The sequence below is a fragment of the Pseudonocardia adelaidensis genome (genome assembly GCF_039543345.1).
Lineage (GTDB): Bacteria > Actinomycetota > Actinomycetes > Mycobacteriales > Pseudonocardiaceae > Pseudonocardia > Pseudonocardia adelaidensis.
Genome location: NZ_BAABJO010000002.1, coordinates 149,533 through 170,868, shown reverse-complemented (window position 1 = coordinate 170,868; position 21,336 = coordinate 149,533). Strand labels below are relative to the sequence as shown.

21 protein-coding genes are annotated in these 21,336 nt (G+C 72.9%); 8 read left to right on the top strand and 13 right to left on the bottom strand.

Annotation, left to right across the window (positions count from 1 at the left end; all coding sequences use genetic code 11):
• Window positions 1–53 precede the first annotated feature (53 nt).
• The 7 genes from ABEA81_RS02660 to ABEA81_RS02630 form a co-directional block, all read right to left on the bottom strand.
• Window positions 54–917: an NAD-dependent epimerase/dehydratase family protein gene (locus tag ABEA81_RS02660; protein ID WP_345603271.1), complete on the bottom strand. Its 864-nt coding sequence runs from the start codon at window positions 915–917 to the stop codon at window positions 54–56.
• Window positions 918–922: 5 nt separating this feature from the next.
• Window positions 923–1,324 (bottom strand): cupin domain-containing protein, encoded by a 402-nt coding sequence (locus ABEA81_RS02655; RefSeq protein ID WP_345602975.1) that lies wholly within the window; start codon window positions 1,322–1,324, stop codon window positions 923–925.
• Between the two features lie 66 nt (window positions 1,325–1,390).
• Window positions 1,391–1,684, bottom strand: coding sequence for a DUF1330 domain-containing protein (locus ABEA81_RS02650; protein WP_345602974.1), 294 nt, complete (start codon window positions 1,682–1,684; stop codon window positions 1,391–1,393).
• Window positions 1,685–1,696: 12 nt separating this feature from the next.
• Complete coding sequence (locus tag ABEA81_RS02645) at window positions 1,697–2,710, bottom strand: TIGR03842 family LLM class F420-dependent oxidoreductase (RefSeq protein WP_345603269.1); 1,014 nt, start codon at window positions 2,708–2,710, stop codon at window positions 1,697–1,699.
• A 5-nt stretch (window positions 2,711–2,715) separates the two neighbouring features.
• Window positions 2,716–4,110, bottom strand: a complete 1,395-nt coding sequence (hydA, locus tag ABEA81_RS02640) for a dihydropyrimidinase (protein ID WP_345602973.1) — start codon at window positions 4,108–4,110, stop codon at window positions 2,716–2,718.
• Window positions 4,107–5,399: an aspartate aminotransferase family protein gene (locus ABEA81_RS02635; RefSeq protein WP_345602972.1), complete on the bottom strand. Its 1,293-nt coding sequence runs from the start codon at window positions 5,397–5,399 to the stop codon at window positions 4,107–4,109. The genes hydA and ABEA81_RS02635 overlap by 4 nt, the downstream gene beginning before the upstream one ends.
• Window positions 5,396–6,247 (bottom strand): nitrilase-related carbon-nitrogen hydrolase, encoded by an 852-nt coding sequence (locus ABEA81_RS02630; RefSeq protein ID WP_345602971.1) that lies wholly within the window; start codon window positions 6,245–6,247, stop codon window positions 5,396–5,398. The genes ABEA81_RS02635 and ABEA81_RS02630 overlap by 4 nt, the downstream gene beginning before the upstream one ends.
• A 144-nt stretch (window positions 6,248–6,391) precedes the next feature.
• On the opposite strand from ABEA81_RS02630, the gene ABEA81_RS02625 reads away from it, so the two are divergent.
• Window positions 6,392–6,934 (top strand): DUF5134 domain-containing protein, encoded by a 543-nt coding sequence (locus ABEA81_RS02625; RefSeq protein WP_345602970.1) that lies wholly within the window; start codon window positions 6,392–6,394, stop codon window positions 6,932–6,934.
• A gap of 8 nt (window positions 6,935–6,942) precedes the next feature.
• Here ABEA81_RS02625 and ABEA81_RS02620 read toward each other — a convergent pair whose 3' ends face one another.
• Entirely contained in the window at window positions 6,943–8,193 is a 1,251-nt protein-coding gene (locus ABEA81_RS02620) for an MFS transporter (RefSeq protein WP_345602969.1), read from the bottom strand.
• A 129-nt stretch (window positions 8,194–8,322) separates the two neighbouring features.
• On the opposite strand from ABEA81_RS02620, the gene ABEA81_RS02615 reads away from it, so the two are divergent.
• From ABEA81_RS02615 to ABEA81_RS02595, 5 genes are all read left to right on the top strand, one after another.
• Window positions 8,323–8,583, top strand: a complete 261-nt coding sequence (locus ABEA81_RS02615) for a hypothetical protein (protein WP_220257148.1) — start codon at window positions 8,323–8,325, stop codon at window positions 8,581–8,583.
• Between the two features lie 121 nt (window positions 8,584–8,704).
• The gene (locus tag ABEA81_RS02610; RefSeq protein ID WP_345602968.1) at window positions 8,705–8,956 is read left to right on the top strand and encodes a hypothetical protein; all 252 of its coding nucleotides are present in this window, start codon (window positions 8,705–8,707) and stop codon (window positions 8,954–8,956) included.
• A 6-nt stretch (window positions 8,957–8,962) separates the two neighbouring features.
• Window positions 8,963–11,698, top strand: coding sequence for an FtsK/SpoIIIE domain-containing protein (locus ABEA81_RS02605; protein ID WP_345602967.1), 2,736 nt, complete (start codon window positions 8,963–8,965; stop codon window positions 11,696–11,698).
• A 25-nt stretch (window positions 11,699–11,723) separates the two neighbouring features.
• On the top strand, window positions 11,724–12,080 hold the full coding sequence (locus ABEA81_RS02600) for a hypothetical protein (protein WP_345602966.1): 357 nt from the start codon (window positions 11,724–11,726) through the stop codon (window positions 12,078–12,080).
• 104 nt (window positions 12,081–12,184) lie between these two features.
• Window positions 12,185–12,805 carry a class I SAM-dependent methyltransferase gene (locus ABEA81_RS02595; RefSeq protein WP_345602964.1) on the top strand — a complete coding sequence of 207 codons (621 nt, stop codon included), beginning with the start codon at window positions 12,185–12,187 and terminating at the stop codon, window positions 12,803–12,805.
• A 48-nt stretch (window positions 12,806–12,853) separates the two neighbouring features.
• On the opposite strand, the gene ABEA81_RS02590 is transcribed toward ABEA81_RS02595, so the two are convergent.
• On the bottom strand, window positions 12,854–13,621 hold the full coding sequence (locus tag ABEA81_RS02590; RefSeq protein WP_345603266.1) for a maleylpyruvate isomerase family mycothiol-dependent enzyme: 768 nt from the start codon (window positions 13,619–13,621) through the stop codon (window positions 12,854–12,856).
• A gap of 57 nt (window positions 13,622–13,678) precedes the next feature.
• Here ABEA81_RS02590 and ABEA81_RS02585 point away from each other — a divergent pair, with 57 nt between their 5' ends.
• Window positions 13,679–14,596, top strand: coding sequence for a MerR family transcriptional regulator (locus ABEA81_RS02585; RefSeq protein WP_345602963.1), 918 nt, complete (start codon window positions 13,679–13,681; stop codon window positions 14,594–14,596).
• A 95-nt stretch (window positions 14,597–14,691) separates the two neighbouring features.
• Entirely contained in the window at window positions 14,692–15,087 is a 396-nt protein-coding gene (locus tag ABEA81_RS02580) for a nuclear transport factor 2 family protein (RefSeq protein ID WP_345602962.1), read from the top strand.
• 6 nt (window positions 15,088–15,093) lie between these two features.
• Here the strand turns inward: ABEA81_RS02580 and ABEA81_RS02575 are convergent, their stop codons facing one another.
• From ABEA81_RS02575 to ABEA81_RS02560, 4 genes are all read right to left on the bottom strand, one after another.
• The gene (locus tag ABEA81_RS02575) at window positions 15,094–15,276 is read right to left on the bottom strand and encodes a DUF6104 family protein (RefSeq protein WP_345602961.1); all 183 of its coding nucleotides are present in this window, start codon (window positions 15,274–15,276) and stop codon (window positions 15,094–15,096) included.
• A 53-nt stretch (window positions 15,277–15,329) separates the two neighbouring features.
• A complete protein-coding gene (locus ABEA81_RS02570) occupies window positions 15,330–19,079 on the bottom strand; it encodes a multifunctional oxoglutarate decarboxylase/oxoglutarate dehydrogenase thiamine pyrophosphate-binding subunit/dihydrolipoyllysine-residue succinyltransferase subunit (RefSeq protein WP_425570436.1) in 3,750 nt (1,249 codons plus the stop codon).
• 346 nt (window positions 19,080–19,425) lie between these two features.
• Window positions 19,426–20,232: a hypothetical protein gene (locus ABEA81_RS02565; RefSeq protein ID WP_345602958.1), complete on the bottom strand. Its 807-nt coding sequence runs from the start codon at window positions 20,230–20,232 to the stop codon at window positions 19,426–19,428.
• 69 nt (window positions 20,233–20,301) lie between these two features.
• Complete coding sequence (locus ABEA81_RS02560; protein WP_345602957.1) at window positions 20,302–21,333, bottom strand: LLM class F420-dependent oxidoreductase; 1,032 nt, start codon at window positions 21,331–21,333, stop codon at window positions 20,302–20,304.
• Between the last annotated feature and the right edge of the window lie 3 nt (window positions 21,334–21,336).

Here is a 21,336-nt window from a genome sequence, read left to right as displayed (position 1 = left end):
AGCTTGCGAGCGAATCAATGTCACAGCGCCCTGCGCGAAGCGCCGGCCGAGCGCTAGCGAGGCCGAGCGGTGAGCGGGAAGCCCGCTCGCCAGGACGGGTGCATCGGCGTCCAGCCCAGCTCCTCCCGGGCGACCCGGTTGGCCGCGCCGCGGGCCCATGCGCGCCGCGGTGCCTCCGAGGACGGCGGTGGTGGCGCCCCCACGGCGGCGCAGAAGGCGGGGACCCAGTCCCGGGCTGCGGCCGGCTCGTCGTCGCAGACGTTGACCGCGCCGGACGGCCAGCCCAGCGCGGCCACCGCCGCCGCGGCCGCGTCGTCGACGTGCAGGAAGCTCGTGACGTCGCCGTCGGCCACCAACCGGCCCGCCCGCGCGTCCGCGGCGCGCAGCCCGTCGGGGGCGAACCAGGTGTCCGGGCCGTAGAGCATCCCGTAGCGCAGCACCACCCACTCCGGCGCCTCGCGCACCGCCGCCTCGAGTGCGGCGATCCCGCGCACGGTGCCGGCGCGTGGCCCGGGGGCGTCGAGGTCGAACGGGGTCGTCTCGTCGGCGGGGTCGTCCCCGCCCCTGTACGCCCAGGCGATGCTCTGCGCGACGACCCGGCGTGCGCCGGCGGAGAGCGCGGCGTCGACGAGGTGGCGGGTGCCGGTCACGCGCAGCTCCGAGTTGGCGGCGAGGTCGGCCGCGCCGAGGTCGGTGAGCTGGTGCACCACCACCTCGGGCTCGGCATCGCGGACCGTCGCCGCGAGCGCGCCCGCGTCCCGCACGTCGACGACGGCCGGGTGCGCCCCGGCCGCGCGCAGCCCGGGAACCCGCTCGGGCTTGCGGGTGAGCGCGGTGACGTGGTGGCCCTCGGCGACCAACAGCGGCACGAGCCGCCTTCCGACGACACCGGTGGAACCGGCCAGCAGGATGCGCATCGGCGTCACGCCTCCACCGGCCGCGGGGCCCGCAGGTGGCGGCGTTGGGCGAGCTCGGCCCCGTCGACGATGGTGAGCACCGGCGCGCCCGGCGCGTGGAGCATCACCACGACGAACCGGCTCCATTCGTCGGCCACCGCGTTGCCGGCCTGGTAGTGGATCACGTCGCCGCCGGGCTCCCAGAACGCCTCACCGGCCCGGATCACGCGCTCCGGCTCGCCCTCCAGCTCGAAGACGATCGCGCCCTCGGTGACGTAGCCGTAGACGGGGCCGGAGTGGCGGTGCGGCGGGGTGCCCGGGTCGCCGGGCGGCAGCTCGACCAGCGCGGTCGCGACCTCGGCGCCGTCGGGGACCGGTGGCAGGGGTTGGTGGCCGAGTGGGGTGAGGAGGGAGTTCGACGACTGCACGGGCCGACGCTAACCCTGAACCGGTCCAATCGCCTGGACCGGTTCCGGTTCGATCTGCTGTACCGGTCACGGCGTGGGCAGGCCCTCCACGATCGCCACCGCCGAGGTGCTGCACCGCTTCCGGATCTCGGCCGCCTCCTGGTACTCCGGCGAGCGGTAGAAGGCGAGCGCGGCCTCGTAGCTCGGGAACTCCACCACCACGAACCGCGGCAACCACTCGCCCTCGACCGCTGTGGACCCGCCGCCGCGCACGAGGTAGCGCCCGCCGTGCGCGGCGAGGACGGGCTGGGCCTTCGCCTTGTACTCCTCGTAGCCGTCGGGGTCGGTCACGTCGCCGTGCAGGATCAGGTAGCCGGGCACGGGACCTCCAGTTCAGTGCAGTGCGGGGATCACGGACGCGCCGTAGGCCTCGATCGTCGCCTCTTTCGCGTCGTGCATGGCGTAGATCGCGAACTGGTCCACGCCCAGCTCCTTCAGCTCGGCGAGCCGTTCCAGCTGCGCGGACGGCGGGCCGAGCAGGCAGAACCGCTCGACGACGTCGTCGGGGACGAAGTCGGTGGAGCGGTTGTCGGCGCGGCCGTGGTGGCTGTAGTCGTAGCCCTCCCGGCCCCTGATGTAGCCGGTGAGCGCGGCGGGCACCGCCGCCGAGGTCTCGCCGTAGCGGGTGACGAGGTCGGCGACGTGGTTGCCGACCATCCCGCCGAACCAGCGGCACTGGTCGCGCGCGTGCCCCAGGGATTCTGCGCTGCCGTCGCCCACGTACGCCGGGGCGGCCACGCAGATCGTGATCGTCGCGGGGTCCCGCCCGGCGGCCTCCGCCGCGGCGCGCACGGTCTTGACCGTCCACTCCACGAGGTAGGGATCGGCGAGCTGCAGGATGAAGCCGTCGGCGGCGCGGCCGACGAGGTCGAGCGCCTTCGGCCCGTACCCGGCCATCCAGACCGGGAGCTTCGTGCCGTCGGCGACCCACGGGATCCGCACCGTCGTGCCGTGCAGCTCGACGGGGCGGCCCTCCGCGAGCTCGCGGATCACGCGGATCGACTCCTCCAGCCGGGCCAGGGTGGTGGGCGGGCGGCCCTGCACCCGGACCGCGGAGTCGCCGCGGCCGATGCCGCAGACGGTGCGGTTGCCGAACTGCTCGTTCAGCGTGGCGTGCAGCGACGCGATGACCGTCCAGTCGCGGGTGGCCGGGTTGGTCACCATCGGACCGACCACCAACCGCTGCGTCCGCTCCAGGATCCGCGGGTAGATGACGTAGGGCTCCTGCCAGAGCACGTGCGAGTCGAACGTCCAGCCGTGGCTGAACCCGAGCTCCTCGGCCCGCACCATGAGGTCGACGACGGCCTGCGCAGGCGGGTCGGTCTGCAGGACGAGGCCGACGTCCATCGTCGTCATCGGAGGTACTGGCACGTGTCGCGGGACAGGAACGTCCCGTCCCCGGCCTTGCCGCGGTACTCGCCGCCGTCGACGATCACCCGGCCCCGGGAGAGCACGGTGCGCACCTTCCCGGTGGTCTCGCGCCCCTCGTAGCAGGAGTAGTCGACCGCCATGTGGTGGGTCTGCGCCGAGTGCACCTGCGTGGCGGCCGGGTCGTAGATCACGATGTCGGCGTCCGAGCCGGGCGCGATCGTGCCCTTGCGCGGGTAGAGCCCGAACATCTTCGCCGGCGTGGCGCTGGCGATCTCGATCCAGCGCCGCCGCGAGATGTGCCCGTCCACGACGCCCTGGTGCAGCAGGTCCATCCGCGTCTCGACGCCGGGCAGCCCGTTGGGGATCTTCGAGAAGTCGCCGATGCCCATGTCCTTCTGCCCCTTGAAGCAGAACGGGCAGTGGTCGGTGGACACGACCGACAGGTCGTCGGTGCGCAGGCCCCGCCACAGCGCGGCCTGGTGCTCGGCGGGCCGCAGCGGCGTCGAGCAGACGTACTTGGCCCCCTCGAAACCGGGCCGGCCCAGGTCGTCGGTGGAGAGGAACAGGTACTGCGGGCAGGTCTCGGCGAAGGCGTTGTAGCCCTCGTCGCGGGCCGCGGCGACCTGAGCGAGCGCCTGCGTGGCCGAGAGGTGCACGATGTAGATCGGCGCGCCCGCCACCTGCGCGAGCTTGATCGCCCGGTGCGTCGCCTCGGCCTCCAGCAGCGCGTGGCGCACCTCGCCGTGGTAGCGCGGGTCGGTGTGGCCCTTCGCGAGCGCCTGCTCCACCAGCACGTCGATCGCGATGCCGTTCTCGGCGTGCATCATGATCAGGCCGCCGGTCTCGGCGCCCTTCTGCAGCGACCGCAGGATCTTGCCGTCGTCGGAGTAGAAGACGCCGGGGTAGGCCATGAACAGCTTGAAGCTGGTGACGCCCTCGCCGACGAGCGCCTCCATCTCCTTGAGCGAGCCCTCGTTGACGTCGGCGAGGATCATGTGGAACGCGTAGTCGATCGCGCAGTTCCCGTCGGCCTTCCCGTGCCAGGCGTCGAGCCCCTCGCGCAGTGAGCCGCCGACCGACTGGATCGCGAAGTCGATGATCGTCGTCGTGCCGCCCCACGCCGCGGCCCGGGTGCCGGTCTCGAACGTGTCGGCGGCCGTCGTGCCGCCGAACGGCATCTCCATGTGGGTGTGCGCGTCGACCCCGCCGGGCACGACGTACATCCCGGTGGCGTCGATGGCGGTGTCCGCGCTCCAGGACTCCGCGAGGGCCGGATCGGCGAGGGCCACCACCTTCTCGTCCTCGACGAGGACGTCGGCGGTGAGCTCGTCGGTCGCGGTGATCACGAGCCCGTTGCGGATCAGGGTGCGGGTCATGGCGTGACCTCCTCGATCGCGGCCACCAGGATGGCGAGGCCCTCCGCGGCCTCGTCGGCGGTGAGGGTGAGCAGCGGGGCGATGCGCAGCGCGTTGCCGTGCAGCCCGCCCTTGCCGACGAGCAACCCGCGCCGCTTGCACGCCTCGAGCACGGCGTTGGCGAGGTCCGGGGCAGGCTCGCCGGGCGTTCCCGTCCCGGGGCGCGCCAGCTCGACGCCGATCATCAGGCCCTTGCCCCGGACGTCACCCACGATCGGCGACTCCACCCCGCGCAGGCCCTCGAACAGCGTCCGGCCGTGCCGGGCGGCGTTGCCCTGCAGGTCGTGGTCGAGCACGTAGCGCAGGTTGGCGAGTGCGCCGGCGGACGTGAGCGGCGACCCGCCGAACGTCGAGATCGAGTTGGCGGTGAGGCAGTCCATCACCTCGGCCCGCGCGATCACCCCGCCCATCGAGAGCCCGTTCCCGATGCCCTTGGCGAACGTGACGATGTCCGGGGCTGCGCCGTGGGCCTGCCAGCCCCAGAAGTGCTCGCCGGTGCGGCCCCACCCGGTCTGCACCTCGTCGGAGATCCAGAGGATCCCGCGCTCGCGCAGCACCTCGGCGAACGCGCCCAGCAGCCCGTCCGGGCCCGACGTGAACCCGCCGACGCCCTGGATCGGCTCCGCGATCAGCGCGGCGACGTCACCGCCTGCCTGGTCGAGCACCTCCTTCAGGTCGGCGACGCACGCGGCGATGAACTCGCCGTCGGACAGGTGTGCGAACGGCGATCGGTACCGCTGCCCGCCGTGCACGTAGTAGACCTGGAACGGCGACAGCGACGTGGGCGACCACGTGCGGTTCCCGGTGATCGCCACCGTCGAGAACGACCGGCCGTGGTAGCTGTTGCGCATCGCCAGGATCTGGTTGGACCGCCGCAGCGAGCTGGCCAGGAGCAGCGCGGTGTCGTTGGCCTCGGTGCCGCTGGTCGTCAGGAAGACCTTCGCGTCCGGGATGTCCGACACCGACGCGATCTGCTCGGCCAGCTCCACCATCGGCCGGTTCAGGTAGAGCGTGGAGCTGTGGATGATCCGCCCGGCCTGGTCGGCGACGGCCTTCGTCACCTCGGGCAGCGCGTGCGCGGTCATCGTGGTGAGGATGCCGCCGAAGAAGTCCAGGTAGCGGTTGCCGTCGGCGTCCCAGACGTAGCGGCCCTCGCCGCGCTCGATCTCGATCGGCTCCTGGTAGTAGATCGCCAGCCAGGACGGGAGGACGGAGCGGGTGCGCGCCAGCAGGTCGTCGGCGCCGCTCATGCCTGCACCAGCGGTCCGTAGGCGTCGGGACGGCGGTCGCGGTAGAACGCCCAGTTCTGGCGCACCTCGTCGATCAGCCCCAGGTCCAGGTCGCGCACCACGAGCTCCTCGTCGCGGTCGGACGCCACGTTGCCGACGAACTGCCCGCGCGGGTCGACGAAGTAGCTGGTGCCGTAGAAGTCGTTGTCGCCGTACTCCTCCACGCCGACCCGGTTGATCGCGGCGATGAAGTACTCGTTCGCGACGGCGGCCGCCGGCTGCTCCAGTTTCCACAGGTAGGAGGAGAGGCTGCGGCTCGTGGCGCTCGGGTTGTACACGATCTGCGCCCCGGCCAGGCCCAGCGCGCGCCAGCCCTCGGGGAAGTGCCGGTCGTAGCAGATGTAGACGCCGACCTTGCCCACCGCGGTGTCGAACACCGGCCAGCCGAGGTTCCCGGGCCGGAAGTAGTACTTCTCCCAGAACCCCTTCACCTGCGGGATGTGGTGCTTGCGGTACTTGCCGAGGACGGTGCCGTCGGCGTCGATCACGGCGGCGGTGTTGTAGTAGTTGCCCGCGCTCTCGATCTCGAAGACCGGCACGACGAGCACCATGCCCGTCTCCCTGGCCAGCGCCTGCATCCGCTGGACGGTGGGCCCGTCCGGCACGGGCTCGGCCCACTGGTAGTGCTCCGCCTCCTGCACCTGGCAGAAGTACGGCGAGTTGAAGACCTCCTGGAACCCCATGATCTGCGCGCCCTGCTCGGCGGCGGACCGCGCGTACGACTCGTGCACATCGACCATCGACGCGGTGTCGCCCGTCCACTTCGCCTGCACCAGCGCCGCGCGTACCACCCGGGACTCTCCCGCCATCGCCAGACCTCCGACGTCCTCGACCGGAAGGGGACACCTTCGAACGCCGACGCATCCCGTCGCAAGACCCAAATGCGGTGGGGCTTCGTCCTGTCCCACCCGCGGGTCGCCGACCTATCGTCGGTGGCGTCGGGGGGAGGGCGCATGACGTGGGTGACCGGCGTGCTCGCGGCCGGGTGCCTCGCGGTCGGCCTGTTCCACATCGCCCGGTTGGTGGTGCTGCGCCGCGACGTCGCGAGCGAGCTCGCGCACGCCGCGATGGGCGCCGGCATGGCCGCCATGTTCTCGCCCCTCGACGACCCCGTTCCCGGTCCGGTGTGGACGCTCGTGTTCGTACTCTGCCTCGCCTGGTTCGGGGGCGCGGTGCTGCGCAGCAGGACGTTCGGCGGCGACGCCGGCCACCACGTCGTCGCCAGCGGCGCCATGCTGCTCGTGCTCGCCGCGGGACACGGCCCGGGCACGACGCGCACGCTGGGCATGGCGTCCGTGGTCGCGCTCGGGCTCGCCGGCTACTTCGCCTGGCACACCCTGCGGTGCGCCGACCGGTGCCGCCGCCCCGAACCCGCGGCCCCCGGCGCCGCCCGCGCCGCCGTGCGGGCGCGGGTGCTGGAGGCCCCCGGACCCGCCGCGGCCGCGCAGCTGGTGACGGCCGCGGCGATGGCGGTCATGCTGCTCGGGACGATCTGAAGGGGGAGTCAGGCCGGCGCCGGGTCCTTGAGGGCTGCTGCCGGGAGCCGGCGTTCCAGCGTCAGCATCCCGCCGATGCTGGCGATGTTCAGCAGGCCCAGCGCGATCCACGGGGCGGGTGTGGCGATCTCGAAGAGGGTGGCGAAGAACGCGGGCGCGATGATCGACGAGATCGTGAACGAGTACTGGAACGTGGCGAGGTAGCGGCCGCGGGCAGCGGGCGGTGCCGCCGCGGCCGCCAGCCCCATCGACACGGGGGCGTGCACGATCTCGGCCGCCGTGAAGAGCAGCGTGCCGCCCACCAGCACCGGGAGCACCCAGCCGGGTTGTCCCGGCACCAGAACCGCGAGCGAGACGCACCACGCCGCCCACAGCGCGGCGGCGGCCATGATGCCGCGCGTCCGGCGGAACCCGGTCAGGCGGGCGACGACCGGTGCGGACAGGACGGCGATCAGCACCGCGTTGCCCGCGAGCAGCACCGACGTGAGCCACGCCGGTCCCTCGATGCCGGCGAGCACCACCGTCGGGAGCGCGACGCCGAGCATCATGCTGGAGAGCGCGTACACGGCGTTGAGCGCGATCAGGCCGAGGAACGGCCGGTCGCGCAGCAGCGTGCCGTACCCGGAGCGCTCGAGCGGCTCGTGCGCGTGACCGGGCCCGGTCCGGACGAACGCCGTGATGAGCACGGCCGCCAGCGTGAAGCACGCGGCGGCGGCGTACGCGACGGCGCGGTAGGTGGCGTCCCGCCCGTCGGACACGACGATCCCCGTGACGAGCCCGCCCCCCGCCAGCCCCGCCGTGCGGGCGCCGTTGGCGAGCGCGTACCAGGTGTCGCGGGACCGGGTGGACGTGCTCCCGTCGACGAAGTCGGCGATCGCGGTGAACACGGCCGACCAGAAGAACCGCACGCCGACCGCGACGAGCGCGGACGACAGGAGGATGCCGGCGGGCCCGCTCACCCATGCGTACGCCAGGAAGCCTACGGCCTGCAGCAGCTGCGCGCCCACCACGAGCGGCAGCGCCCCGAACCGGTCGGCGAGCGTGCCCGCCCAGACCGGGATCGGCAGCGTCACCGCGTTGGCGATCGTGAGCAGCACCCCGACCAGCGCCAGCGACACCTCGGTGAGCTCGACGAAGTAGACGAGGGACAGCGGGAGGAAGAGCCCGTTGCCGAGGGAGTCGACGGCGAGTGCGCCGATGAGAACCGGTCCGCCACGGCTACCGCGCGTGCCCGTGTCGCGCTGCCCCCCGTCCGCCACGACCGACGAGCCTAGGTCGGCAGGAGAATTCGGGAAACCGAGTAGCGAGCCGCATGCGGCGGGTAGCCGTATCGCGGCTAGATTCGCACCGTACGACTGGTTTCGGGTACGACGGGGAGCTAGAAGAAGATGGCGAGCATCGAAGAGGTCCGGGCCGGCATCGCGCTGGCCAACGACAAGGCCTCGGAGAGCCTCGGGGCGCTGCAACAGGCGCACTCCTCGCTGGAGCAGGCGCAGGGCGCGTTGCAGCGCGTGACGGAGGGCAGCACGCAGGCCGACGTGTCCGAGGCGAACGGGCTGCTCGCCCAGGCCGTCGGGAGCATCGGCGAGGTGCAGAACCAGGTGCAGGCCGCGATCCAGGCGTCCGAGGGCGTCGCGAACAGGCTGTGAGCGAGCCCGGGGGACGGACGCCGGCGGAGCTCGCGGAGCCGGCGGGGCGGGTGAGAACAGCGAGCTCACGATCGGACACGGTGAGCGCGAACGCGTCCGACGAGCGCAGCGAGGAGGCCGGGTGAGCGACCTGGGGGAGATCCGGGCCGTGCTGGCAGGGGTGACCGAGCAACTCGGCAGCGCCTACCAGCAGGCGGGGGTCGCGCGCGCCCGGATCGCCGACGCCGTCGCCGTGCTCGACGGGTTGGGGGAGCAGCACTCCGAGCCGCTCGTGCCCCCCGAGCTGCGCCAGGCGGCCGAGGAGCTGGAGCGCGGCCTGGGGTTGATCAGCGGCGGCGCCACCGCGGTGGCCGACATCGACGCGCGGTTGTAGGTCGGCGTGGCACGCGGGCCGAGCAAGCGGCAGCAGCGCATCGCCACGGCGTTCGACGCGCTGTGCGACGCGGTCGCGCGGGCGCTCGGCGCCGCGGAGGGCGCGCGCGAGTCCGCGGTGCGCGCGCACGCCGAGGCGATGGTCGAGATGTGGCTGCGCGAGGACGGCCTCGACGCGGTCGAGAACGATCCCGGCCTGCGCCGGCTGCTGGCGAACCCGGGTCTCGCCGGACCGGTCGAGCGGGTGGCGGCCGATCGGACGGCCGCGTTCCGGGAATGGCTCGCCACCGGTCCCCGGCGGCTCGAGCAGATCCTCGCCGAGGCGGCGCCCGCGGCCGCGGGCGGCGATCCCGACGAGTGGCTCGGCCAGGTCGGCAAGGTCGACGGGGCGGGGCCGGTGCCGTCGCTGTGGCGGATCGGCACCGGGCGGATCGGCCGCGCGGAGCCGGGGTTCCCGGTGGCGGTCCCGCTGCTCGACGAGTCGCACCTGCAGGTCAGCTCCACGCACGACAGCCGGCCCCGCGCCGAGGCGCTGGTGGAGAACCTGCTGCTGCGGGTGATGAGCAGCTTCCGGCCCGGTGTGGTGCAGCTGCACGTGTGGGACGTGGGCCGGTTCGCGGGCTCGCTGCCCGGTCTCTACCCGCTCACCCGCAGCGGGCTGCTCACCGTGCACGACCCGGCCATGCTCGACGAGCTGCTCGAGGAGCTGTCGGACCGGATCCGGCGCGTCCACACCCGGGCACTCGTCGACGGCCACCCGTCGCTGCGGGCGATGGCCGAGGCGAACGGCGGCCGCACCGAGCCGTGGGTCGTCGCGGTGCTGCTGGGCAACCGGGCGTCGTTGAAGGACACCGAGCACCGCCAGCTCCAGCGGGTGGCGCGCGACGGGCTCGCGTGCGGCGTGCAGCTGGTGCTGCTGGACGTGCCGATGACGGCCAACGCGCCGATCGAGACGATCCGGCTCGACGACACCGGCATGGCGACCTCGTCGATGACCGGGCCGCACGTCACGGTGGAGCCCGATGCCCCGCTGCCCGCCGCCGAGGCCACCCGCGCCGCCCATGCCATCGCCGACGAGCACGAGCGCTGGCGCAGCCGGATCGGCACGTTCGCCGACCTGATGCCGGGCACGGAGAAGTGGGGTGCTTCGCGGTCCGTCAGCGGGCTGCACGCGCCCGTGGGGTTCACCGACGGGCTGCCGGCGCAGGTCTCGCTGGCCGACGCCTCCCCGCACGCCCTGATCGGCGGCCCCAGCGGCTCCGGGAAGACCAACCTCCTGCTCACCATGATCAGCTCGATGGCCGCCCGCTACGGCCCCGACGAGCTCGAGTTCTACCTCCTCGACTTCAAGGAGGGCGTCTCGTTCGCGCAGTTCGCCCCCGGGCGGCGGGACCGGACCTGGCTGCCCCACGCTCGGCTGATCGGCGTGAACATCAACACCGACCGCGAGTTCGGCCTCGCGCTCCTGCAGTTCCTCTCCGACGAGATGCGCCGCCGCGCGGAGGCGGCCAAGGCGCACGAGGTGACGAAGCTCGAGGAGCTGCGCCGCGAGGACCCGACCGGCCGCTGGCCGCGGATCGTCGCCGTGATCGACGAGTTCCAGTACCTGTTCGCCGAGCGCGACGCCGTCACGCGGCAGGCGACGCTCCTGCTGGAGGACGTGGCACGGCGTGGGCGCTCCCAGGGCATCCACCTCGTCCTCGCCAGCCAGGACGTGTCCGGCATCGAGGCGTTCTGGGGGCGTCCGGCGATCTTCGAGCAGTTCGTGCTGCGGATCGCGCTGCCGCGCGCGCGGCGCGTGCTCGCCGAGCTGAACGACGCCACGCTCGGCCTGCCGCGCTGGCACGCGGTGATCAACCACGAGTCGGGCATCACGCACGGCAACGAGGTCGTGCGGATCCCGGACGCCACCGGCAAGGGCTCGGTGGACGAGGTGCAGCACGTGCTGCACGAGACGTACGCGAAGGGGCGTGCCGAGCCGCGCCTGTTCGACGGGAGCCGCTCGCCGCGCCTTTCCGAGCTGCTCGCCGTCCTGCCCGCGGGTCCCCGGGCGTTGGTGGGCCAGTGCATCGACGTCGCGGGCAGCGCGGCCGCGGTCGCACTGCCGGACGCGCCGGGGCGCAACCTCGGCGTGCTCGCGTCCGGAGCGCGGGAGGCCGTGCAGGTGCTCGGCGCTGCCGCCGCCTCGCTGGCCGGGCAGCACGCGCGGGACACCCTCGACGTGGTGATCGCCCCCCTCATCGCGGAGGCCCTCGAGCCCGCGCAGCGGCTCGCCGAGCGGGTGGCCGGGGCCGGCCAGCGCGTCGAGACGGTCCGGCTGGACGACCTGCGCGCCCGCGTCGAGGCGCTGGCGCAGGAGGTGTCCGAGCGGCTGGCCGGCACCGCGTCGCGCCATCCCGTGGCGCTGGTGCTCTACGCCGCCGACGCCGCCGACACCGCGCTGGACCGGGCCGGAACAGAGGCGCTGCGGAAGGTGCTGCACTTCGGCCCGGAGACCGGAGTGCACGTGCTCGGGTGGTGGCGGAGCCCGGCGCGGCTGAAGGCCCTGCTCATGATGGGCGCCTCGCCCGACGACCTGGGGGCGTGGGTGGCCCTCGACGTCCAGGGCTCGGAGGTGCAGCCGCTCGTGCCCGGCATGTTCGTCACGTGGTCGCCGCGGCCCGGGCGGGGGCTGCTGTTCGACCGGGCGCAGCACACCCAGCCCGAGGTGGTCATCGTTCCCTCGCTGGAGGAGGCGCGATGAGAGGGCTTGCGAGCGAGGCCGTGCGATGAGTGCCGCGCGGGAGTACAAGGAGGTCGTCGCGGGGATCGCGGCGGCGGCGGATGCCCTGCGCGAGCGGGACCGGGTGCGGGCCGCCGCGTTGAACCGCGAGCTGGTCGGGCTCGGCCGGGCGATGGCACACGCCGAGGAGCGCGCCGGCCTGACCCGCCTCGGCGTCGAGCTGCACTGGGAGGCCGCGCTCGACGCCCTGTGGGTGGAGTCGTGGATGAAGCTGCGGCCCCGCCCCGCCCCCGATCGGCGCGCCGACCCGGCGGCCATCGACGAGCTGGACGCCGAGGTGGAGGCCAGGGCAGCAGAGCTGCTGGAAGCCACCCGCCGCCGCTTCGGCCTGCCCCGCCGCTGACCGACCCCCCGGGTCACACACCAACTCGAGCGTTCGCACACCGACTGCAGTTGGTGTGCGAGCACCGGGGTTGGTGTGTGAGCGGGGCGTGGGAGGCTGCCGTCGTGCCCGCCACCGAGACGCGCTGGAACCACAACATCCACTACCACCCGTTCGTGCTCGCGGCGGTGCCGCCGGGGAGCCGGGCGGCGCTCGATGTGGGCTGCGGTGAAGGGCTGCTGACCAAGGAGCTGAGCGCGGTCGTGCCGTCGGTCATCGGGATCGACCGCGACCGGCCGGTCCTCGAGCGGGCGAAGAGCCACGCGCGCGGCCCGGGGATCGAGTACCTGCAGGCGAACATCCTGACGCACCCGTTCGAACCCGAGTCGTTCGACGTGGTCGCGTCGATCGCGGCGCTGCACCACATGGACACCGCCGCCGGCCTGGAGCGGATGCGGGACCTGCTGCGCCCCGGCGGCGTGCTCGCGGTGGTCGGGTTGCCGCGCTCCCGCTGGCCCCACGACCTCCCGTACGCCGTCGCCGGGGTCGTCGCGCACCGCTGGCTCCGGTGGCGGCGGGGCGGGGAGTCGGAGATGTCGGCGCCGACGGTCTGGCCGCCCCCGGACACGTTCGCCCAGGTCCGGGCCACCGCCGAGCGCCTCCTGCCCGGCGTCCGGATGCGCAGGCACGTCCTGTTCCGCTACTCGCTCCTGTGGACGAAGCCGGCCACGGCTGGCCGGGGGTGAGCGGGCCGGGGTGACGAGCGCTGGTGATCTTCGCTTCGCGGCGCGCGGTCAGAACGCCGTGTGGGCCCACCAGTGGTCCAGCAAGGCCCGGTCGCCGCTGATCGCCAGCCGGGGGTCGTCGGGTGTGATGCGCCGGGAGAACACCAGCAGCAGGTCGGCCACCGGGGCGGCCACGACGACGTCCGCGTCGCCCGTCGCGCGCTCCCACGTGACGCCTCCGGGGGCACGGGTGACCAGCCAGCCGGGCTCGAGGTCGGCTGGCCGCAGCTGCAGGGTCTGCCCGTCGCCGCGCAGCTCCTCCAGCTCGGGCTTCAGGCCGGCGGCCGCGGCGGCCGAGATCAGCCCGAGCCCCTCGCTGATCGCCTCGGCGGCGAGGTCCGGGGCGACGGAGAACGGGCGCCCCGCGGCGAACGCCGCGTCCGCGACGTGCACGGCGGTGTCGGCCATCATGCGCCGCAGCCAGAACCGCGCCGGCCGCTCCCCGACGAACGTCCACACGGCGGTGTCGGGGCCGGTCTCGCCGATCGCCTGCTCGAGGTCGGCGGCGCCGTCACGCAACCAGGCCGGCCAGTCCCGCGACCGGCCGGGCTCCGAGTCGCGCGGGTCCGGTGGGGGAGCGGCCGCCCGGCTGCGCACGAGCCCGGCGCTCCACCGGTAGGCCTGCCCGATGTGCCCCACGAGGTCCCGCACCCGCCACTCCGGGCAGGTCGGCACCGTGCCCTGCGGGTCGAGGCCGGCGATCGCGTCGGCGAGGGCGCCGGTCACCTCCCGCAGTCCGGTGACCATCCGGTCGACGTCCATCTCCAGGCTCTGCATCTGATCCACGGGACGTACCGTAGGAACTCCACCCTGCTGGAGGTTCGAGCGACTGTGATGCGGGACACGCTCGGGATCGGTGACCTCGCCGCGCTGACGGCCGTGCCGGTGCGCACCATCCGCTTCTACTGCGACGAAGGGCTGCTCGACTCCCACCGCAGCGCCGGCGGGCACCGCCGGTTCCCGCCGTCGGCCGTGGAGCGGCTCGCGCTCGTGCGGCGGCTGCGCGGGCTCGGACTCGGGCTGCCCGCGATCGCGGCTGTGCTCCGGGAGGAGCGGTCGATCGCGGAGGTCGTCGCGGCGGAACGCGCGGCGCTCGACGTCGAGCTGGCGGCGCTCGCCTGGCGACGCGCGTCGCTCGCGGCGGTGGAGGAGGCCGCCCCCGCCGAGCGGGCGGCCCGCCTCGCGCTGCTCGCCGCGGTGCAGGACCACAACGCCGCACGGGACGCCCTCCTCGACTTCTGGCACCGCCTCTTCATCGCCCAGCTGCCGGCCGACCTGACGAGCATGTTCCTCGAGGTCAGCGTCCCGGCGCCGCCGCCGGACCCGACGCCACGACAGGTGGTGGCGTACGCCGAGCTGGTCGCGGTGGCCGGCGACCGCGACCTCCTGCGCCGGATGCGGGCGAGGGCACGGGTGAACCTCGAGCTCGTCCGCGACGAGGCCGAACTGCTCACCGGGATCGGTGAGGCGTGCCACCTGGCCCACCCGCTGGTGCTCGCCGGCCGGCAGCCCGAGCCGGGCCAGGCGCTGGACCGGTTCGTGGCCGCGTACGCCGCGGTGCAGCGCAGCCGGGACACCCCGCGGTTCCGCCGCGAGCTGCTCACCACCGCCACCGTCGACCGCGACCCCCGGCTGCGTCGCTACTGGGCACTCGTCGGCGAGGTCACCGGCGAGCCCGTGACGGTCGGTGCGGCACAGGCCTGGCTCGTCGACGCGCTCGAACGGTCCGTCACCGGCGCACTGGTGTCGTGATCACCGCCGGGCCTCGTCGCGCTCCAACGGCCGGGCCAGGTGCGGCTTGACCAGCCTTTCGGCGCGCCCTCGGGTCAGATCGCTATCTTGCGCGCATGACGCTGACCGCGGACGACATCATCGCGATCCACCAGCTCGTCGCGCTGCACGGGCACCTCGTCGACGGTCGCGAGCTGCACCGCCTCGACGAGCTGTTCACCCCCGACGTCGTCTACGACGTGACGGCGATGGGCCAGGGCGTCGTGCGCGGCATCGACGAGTTCCGCGCGCTCTCGGAGTCGTTCGCCGACGACGCGCGGAACCCGATCGGCCACCACGTCACCAACATCGTGGTCACCGAGGGCGCCGACGGCGGCGCCACCGTCCGGTCGAAGGGCATCGGCGTCCTACGGGACGGCCGCACGGGAAGCGTGGTCTACGACGACCGCGTCAGCCGCACGCCGCACGGGTGGCGGATCACCGCCCGGCAGGTGTCGCGCGCCGGCCGGTGACCCCGCTCAGTCCTCCGGATCGTCGGCGTCGTCGCGGGCCAGGAAGCTCGCGACCCGGTCGACGGCGTTCTCGAAGCCGGGGTTGAGGTCGACGAACGTGCGAAGCCGATCGGCGAGCCATTCCACGCTGACCTGCTCCTCGCCGCGCCGCTCCACCAGCTCCTCGATGCCGCGGTCCGTTGCGTACACGACTGCTACTCCGACTCCGTTCTCCCTGATTGATCTCCGCCTGGTGGCGTTGATCAATCAGAAGTGCTGAGGGCCTCGTCGATCAGGGCGGCCTGCTCGACCTCGTGCACCTTCCCCGATCCCGCGGCAGGCGCGGCCATCCGCCGCCGCGACACCCGCCGGAACCCGACGAGCCGGGGCAGCTTCATCGGCAGCTCGAGCCCCACGAACGGCCACGCACCCTGGTTGGCGGGCTCCTCCTGGACCCACCGGATGTCCTCGGCGTTCGGGTAGCGCTCCAGCACCGCGGCGAGCTGGCGGTCGGCCACCGGGTACAGCTGCTCGATGCGCACGATCGCGGTGTCCTCGATGCCCCGCTTCTCGCGCGCGGCCGCCAGCTCGTAGTAGAGCTTGCCGTAGCACAGCAGGACCTTGCGCACGTCCGAGGCCGGGCCGTTGTTCTCGCGGAAGTGCGGGTCGTCGATGACCGGGCGGAACCGGCCGCCGGTGAAGTCGGTCAGCGGGCTCACCGCCTGCTTGGCGCGCAGCATCCACTTGGGTGTGAACACCACCAGTGGGCGGCGCACGCCGTCCATCGCGTGGCGGCGCAGCAGGTGGAAGTAGTTGGCCGGTTCGGTGGGGATGGCCACCGTCATCGAGCCCTCGGCGCACAGCTGCAGGAACCGCTCGATGCGGCCGGAGGAGTGGTCGGGCCCCTGGCCCTCCAGCCCGTGCGGCAGCAACAGCACGACGTCCGACATCTGGCCCCACTTGGCCTCGCCGGACGAGATGAACTCGTCGATGATCGACTGCGCTCCGTTGACGAAGTCGCCGAACTGGGCCTCCCACGCCACGAACGCCTCGGGGTTGGCCACCGAGTAGCCGTACTCGAAGCCGACGGCGGCGAACTCCGAGAGCGCCGAGTCGTAGGGCAGGAACCGCTCCTGGTCCTCCGACAGGTTGCGCAGCGGGTAGTACTCCTCGCCCGAGCGCCGGTCGATGATCACGGAGTGGCGCTGCACGAACGTGCCGCGGCGCGTGTCCTGGCCGGCGATCCGCACCAGCCGGCCGTCCATCACGAGCGAGCCGAGCGCGAGCAGCTCGCCGAACGCCCAGTCGACGTTGCCCTCGCGCGACATCTGGTAGCGCCGCTGCAGCACGGGCTTGACCCGCTGGTGCACCGTGAAGCCATCGGGCAGCTCGACGTGCGCGTCGCCGATGCGGTGGACGACCTCCAGCGACACCGACGTGTCGAGGTCGGTGGGCACCGACTGCTCCTTCTCGACGGAAGGGCTCGGTGCCGGTGGGGTGCGCTCCAGCTCGCGGACCTCGTTGAAGACGTGCTCCAGCTGGTTGGAGAAGTCCTTGAGCGCGTGCTCGGCCTCCTCCACGGTGATGTCCCCGCGGCCGATCAGCGACTCGGTGTAGATCTTCCGGACGCTGCGCTTGGCGTCGATGATGTCGTACATCGCAGGCTGCGTCATCGACGGGTCGTCGCCCTCGTTGTGGCCGCGCCGCCGGTAGCAGATCATGTCGATCACGACGTCGTTGTGCCAGCGTTCGCGGTAGTCCACCGCCAGCTTCGCCACCCAGACGCACGCCTCGGGGTCGTCGCCGTTCACGTGGAACACCGGAGCGTCGATCATCTTCGCGACGTCGGTGGAGTACTGCGACGAACGCGAGTGCTCGGGCGCCGTGGTGAACCCGACCTGGTTGTTGATGACGACGTGGATGGTGCCGCCGGTGCGGTAGCCGCGCAGCTTGGCGAGGTTGAGCGTCTCGGCGACCACACCCTGGCCCGCGAACGCGGCGTCACCGTGCAGCATCAGCGGCAGCACCGTGAACCCGCCCTCGCCCTTGTCGAGGATGTCCTGCTTGGCGCGGACGATGCCCTCGAGGACCGGGTCGACCGCCTCCAGGTGCGACGGGTTGGACGCGAGCGACACGACCGTCTCGCCGTCGCCGAACATCCGGAAGTACTTGCCCTCGGCGCCGAGGTGGTACTTCACGTCGCCGGAGCCGTGGGCCTGGCCCGGGTCGAGGTTGCCCTCGAACTCGCGGAAGATCTGGCTGATCGGCTTGCCGACGATGTTGGCCAGCACGTTGAGCCGCCCGCGGTGCGGCATGCCGATGACGACCTCGTCGAGCTCGTGCTCGGCCGCCTTGTCCAGCACGGCGTCGAGCAGCGGGATGACCGTCTCGCCGCCCTCGAGGGAGAACCGCTTCTGCCCGACGTACTTGGTCTGCAGGAACGTCTCGAACGCCTCGGCCGCGTTGAGCTTGGAGAGCACGTACTTCTGCTCGGCGGCGCCCGGCTTCTGGTGCGGCACCTCGATCCGCTCCTGCAGCCACGCGCGCTGCTCGGGGTCGGCGATGTGCATGTACTCGGTGCCGATGGTGCGGCAGTACGCGTCGCGCAGCACGCCGAGCACGTCGCGCAGCTTCATGTGCTGCTGGCCGGCGAACCCGCCGACGGCGAACTCCCGGTCGAGGTCCCACAGCGTGAGGCCGTGGGACAGGATGTCCAGGTCGGGGTGCCTGCGCTGGCGGTAGTTCAGCGGGTCGGTGTCGGCCATGAGGTGCCCGCGCGTGCGGTGGGCGTCGATCACCTCGATCACCCGGGCGGTCTTGTCGATCGCGCCCTCGGGGATGTCCTGCACCCACCGCACCGGCTCGTACGGCACCCGCACGGACCGGAAGATCTCGTCGTAGAACTCGTCCTCGCCCAGCAGCAGCGCGTGCACGCGGCGCAGGAAGTCGCCGGACTCGGCGCCCTGGATGATCCGGTGGTCGTAGGTCGAGGTCAGCGTGATGATCTTGCTCACGCCGATCTCGGCCAGCTTCTCGTCGCTCGCGCCCTGGAACTGCGCCGGGTATTCCATCGCGCCGACGCCGATGATCGCGCCCTGGCCCTGCATCAGCCGCGGCACCGAGTGGTTGGTCCCCAGCGTGCCGGGGTTGGTGAGCGTGATGGTGGTGCCCGCGAAGTCCTCCGCGGTCAAGGTGCCGGCCCGCGCCTTGTGCACGATGGCCTCGTAGGCCGACCAGAACTGCGCGAAGTTCATCGTCTCGCAGCCCTTGATCGAGACGACGACGAGCGAGCGCTGCCCGTCCTTGCCCGGCAGGTCGATCGCGAGCCCGAGGTTGACGTGGTCGGGCTGCACCACGACCGGCTTGCCGTCCTGCTCGGCGAAGTGGCGGTTCATCACCGGGAAGTCGGCGAGCGCCTTGACCAGCGCGTACCCGATGAGGTGCGTGAAGGAGACCTTGCCGCCGCGCGTGCGCTTGAGCTGGTTGTTGATGACGACGCGGTTGTCGGCGAGGAGCTTCGCCGGGACGGCGCGCACGCTCGTGGCCGTGGGCACGGCCAGCGAGGCGTTCATGTTCTTGACGACCGCGTTCGCGGCACCGCGCAGCGGGATGGTGGTGCCGGCACCCGGGTCGGCCGCAGCCCCCGTGGCGGGGCGCGCGGCCTGCGAGGTGCTGCCCGCGGGCGGCTTCGCCCCGGTGGACGGTGTGCTGCGCTTCTGGGTGGGCGCGCTGCCGTTCGTGGGCGTGAGCGCGGCGCGGTCGGCGGCCCGGCGGCGCTCGCTGGGCTCCGGGCGCTCGGCGGCGGGGGTGGGAGCGGGCGCCGTGGGCGCGTCGGAGGGTGCTGCGGGGCGGCTGGGCCGCTGCGCGGCCTCCTGGACGGAACCGGTGCCGGCCGAGTCGTCGGCGGGGTCGGCGGCAGCGGGGGAGGACGTGTCGGTAGGTCGGTAGTCCGCGAAGAACTCGTGCCACGCCGGATCGACGTTGTTCGGGTCGTCGAGGAAACGCTGGTACATCTCCTCGACGAGCCATTCGTTCGGCCCGAACTCTCCTGCTGGACTGGACGTACTGCTGCTGGACACGCTGATGACCGCCTTGATCGGATCTCATCGACATCGCCGAGGACTGCCCGCCAGGTTAGTCCCCGCGCTCGCGGGGCGGGTACCGCGCGGTGGGCGTGATCGGCTGCACCGGTCAAGGGCTCGGTTCAGTGAACTGCACCGCAGTGCGGCGCGAACTCCACCGCGTTGCGGGCCCGGGCGGATCGCGCACCGTCGCGATCCCGGTGGCCTGCGCCGGGTCCTCGACGGCGATCAGTGCAACCGGACCCGGGATGCGTGGAGCGAACCGGGGGTGTGCCTCCTACGCCGCCGGGAGCTCGCCCTCGGCGTCGACGACCGCGGTCCGCACGGCAGTGGTGCTTATCACGGTGCCGGCCCGCAGGCCGGCGCGGGAGTCGGTGCGCAGCGTGTCGCGCTCGCCGGCGAACTGGCCGTCCGCCGGGTCGAGGAGCAGCTCGGTGCGGGTGCGCCCGGCGTCGTGGACGAGCGCGACGCACTCGTGCCCGTCGACGTTGCGAGCGTCGTCGGTGAAGCTCACGCCGGGGAGGGAGGAGAGCGCCCGGAAGAACGCCGCCCGCAGCTCGGCGGGCACGAGCGCTGTGCGCAGCGCCGTGACCGCGGCCGCGAACGGCCCGAACCAGCTGCCCGGGTTGTCCTCGCGGAGCCGGGCGAGGAGCGTGGCCGGGTCCCGGGGCAGGCGCTGCAGGAAGTCGGGGGTGGGGGACTGCCAGCTCCCGCGCCGGGGCGGGAGCGGTGGCGCGCAGAACACGGTGTCGAACCCGACCCGGAGGTCGTCGGCGGGGTCCCGTGCGGTGTCGAAGTCGCCGTAGCGGGCGCGGAAGCGGCCGACGGGTGCGACGTCGAGGATGTCGAACCCGTCCTCGCGCGCCTCCTGCGCCGAGCCGGTCAGCCAGGTCTGCGCGCCCGTCAGCTCCCGCTCCAGCACCCACTCCCGGTCGGGCTGGACCGGGATCCACTGCCGCAGCCGGTGCTCGGTGAGGTGCTGGTGGGGCCCGAACGTTCCGAGCCACCACGCGTGCGTCTCCACGAAGCGGTACTGGTGCGGCGCCATCGATCGGTCGGACACGGCGATGGCGGGCTCGATCACGGCGCTCCCTGCGTTCGGCGACGGTCGACAACAGAGTGTGACCCAGTCACCGTGCGTGATCGCGCCGACCTAGCTGATCCACTCCTTCACGCGGGTGAGCAGCGAGGGGACGTCCGCGCTCACCGGGCTGACGTGCAGGTGCGTGACGCCCGCCCCGCGCAGCACGTCGATCCGCTCCCGGACGTACGACGGGGGCCCGATCAGCGTGACCTTGTCGATGAAGTCGTCGGGCAGCGCGGCAGCGGCCTCCTCCTTGCGCCCTTCGAGGTAGAGGTCCTGCACGAGCCGGGCCGCGTCGGCGTAGCCCTGGCGGGCGAAGACGGTGTTGTAGAAGTTGCGCCCCCGCGCCCCCATGCCCCCGATGTACAGGGCGTACATGCCGCGGGCGAGCCTGCGGGCGGGCTCGAACATCTCCTCGTCGACCGCGAGGATCCCGCCTCCGGTGATCTGCAGCGGGCCGAGCTCGGGTGCGCGCTTGGCGAGGCCCGCGTCGAGCGCGGGCCCGAAGACCTCCCGCATCTTCTCCGGGAGCATCACGTGCGGCAGCCACCCGTTCGCGAGCTCGGCCGTCATCTCGACGTTCTTCTCGCCGAGTGCGGCCACCCAGATCGGGATGTCCTCCCGCCGTGGGTGGTTGATCAGCTTAAGCGGCTTGCCCAACCCGGTGCCCCGGCCCTCGGGCAGCGGGATCGGGTAGATCCCGTCGTTGGTGAGCCGCTCCCGCCGCCAGACCTTCCGGCAGATCTCGATGATCTCGCGCGTGCGCGCGATCGGCTTGTCGTACGGCACGCCGTGGAAACCCTCGATCACCTGCGGGCCGGACGCGCCCAGCCCGAGGATCGCGCGGCCGTCGGACAGCGCGTCGACGCCGGCCGCGGTCATCGCGGTGAGCGTGGGGGTCCGGCTGTAGATCGGCAGGATCCCGGAGCCGATCTGCACGCGCGAGGTGCGCGCGGCCAGGTACCCCATGAGCGAGACGGCGTCGAAGCTGTACGCCTCCGCGACCCACACGACGTCCAGTCCCGCCTGCTCCATCGCGACCACCGACCCGGCGGTGCGGGCGGGGTCCTCGCTGTACTGGAGCTGGGTCGACAGCAGCATGGC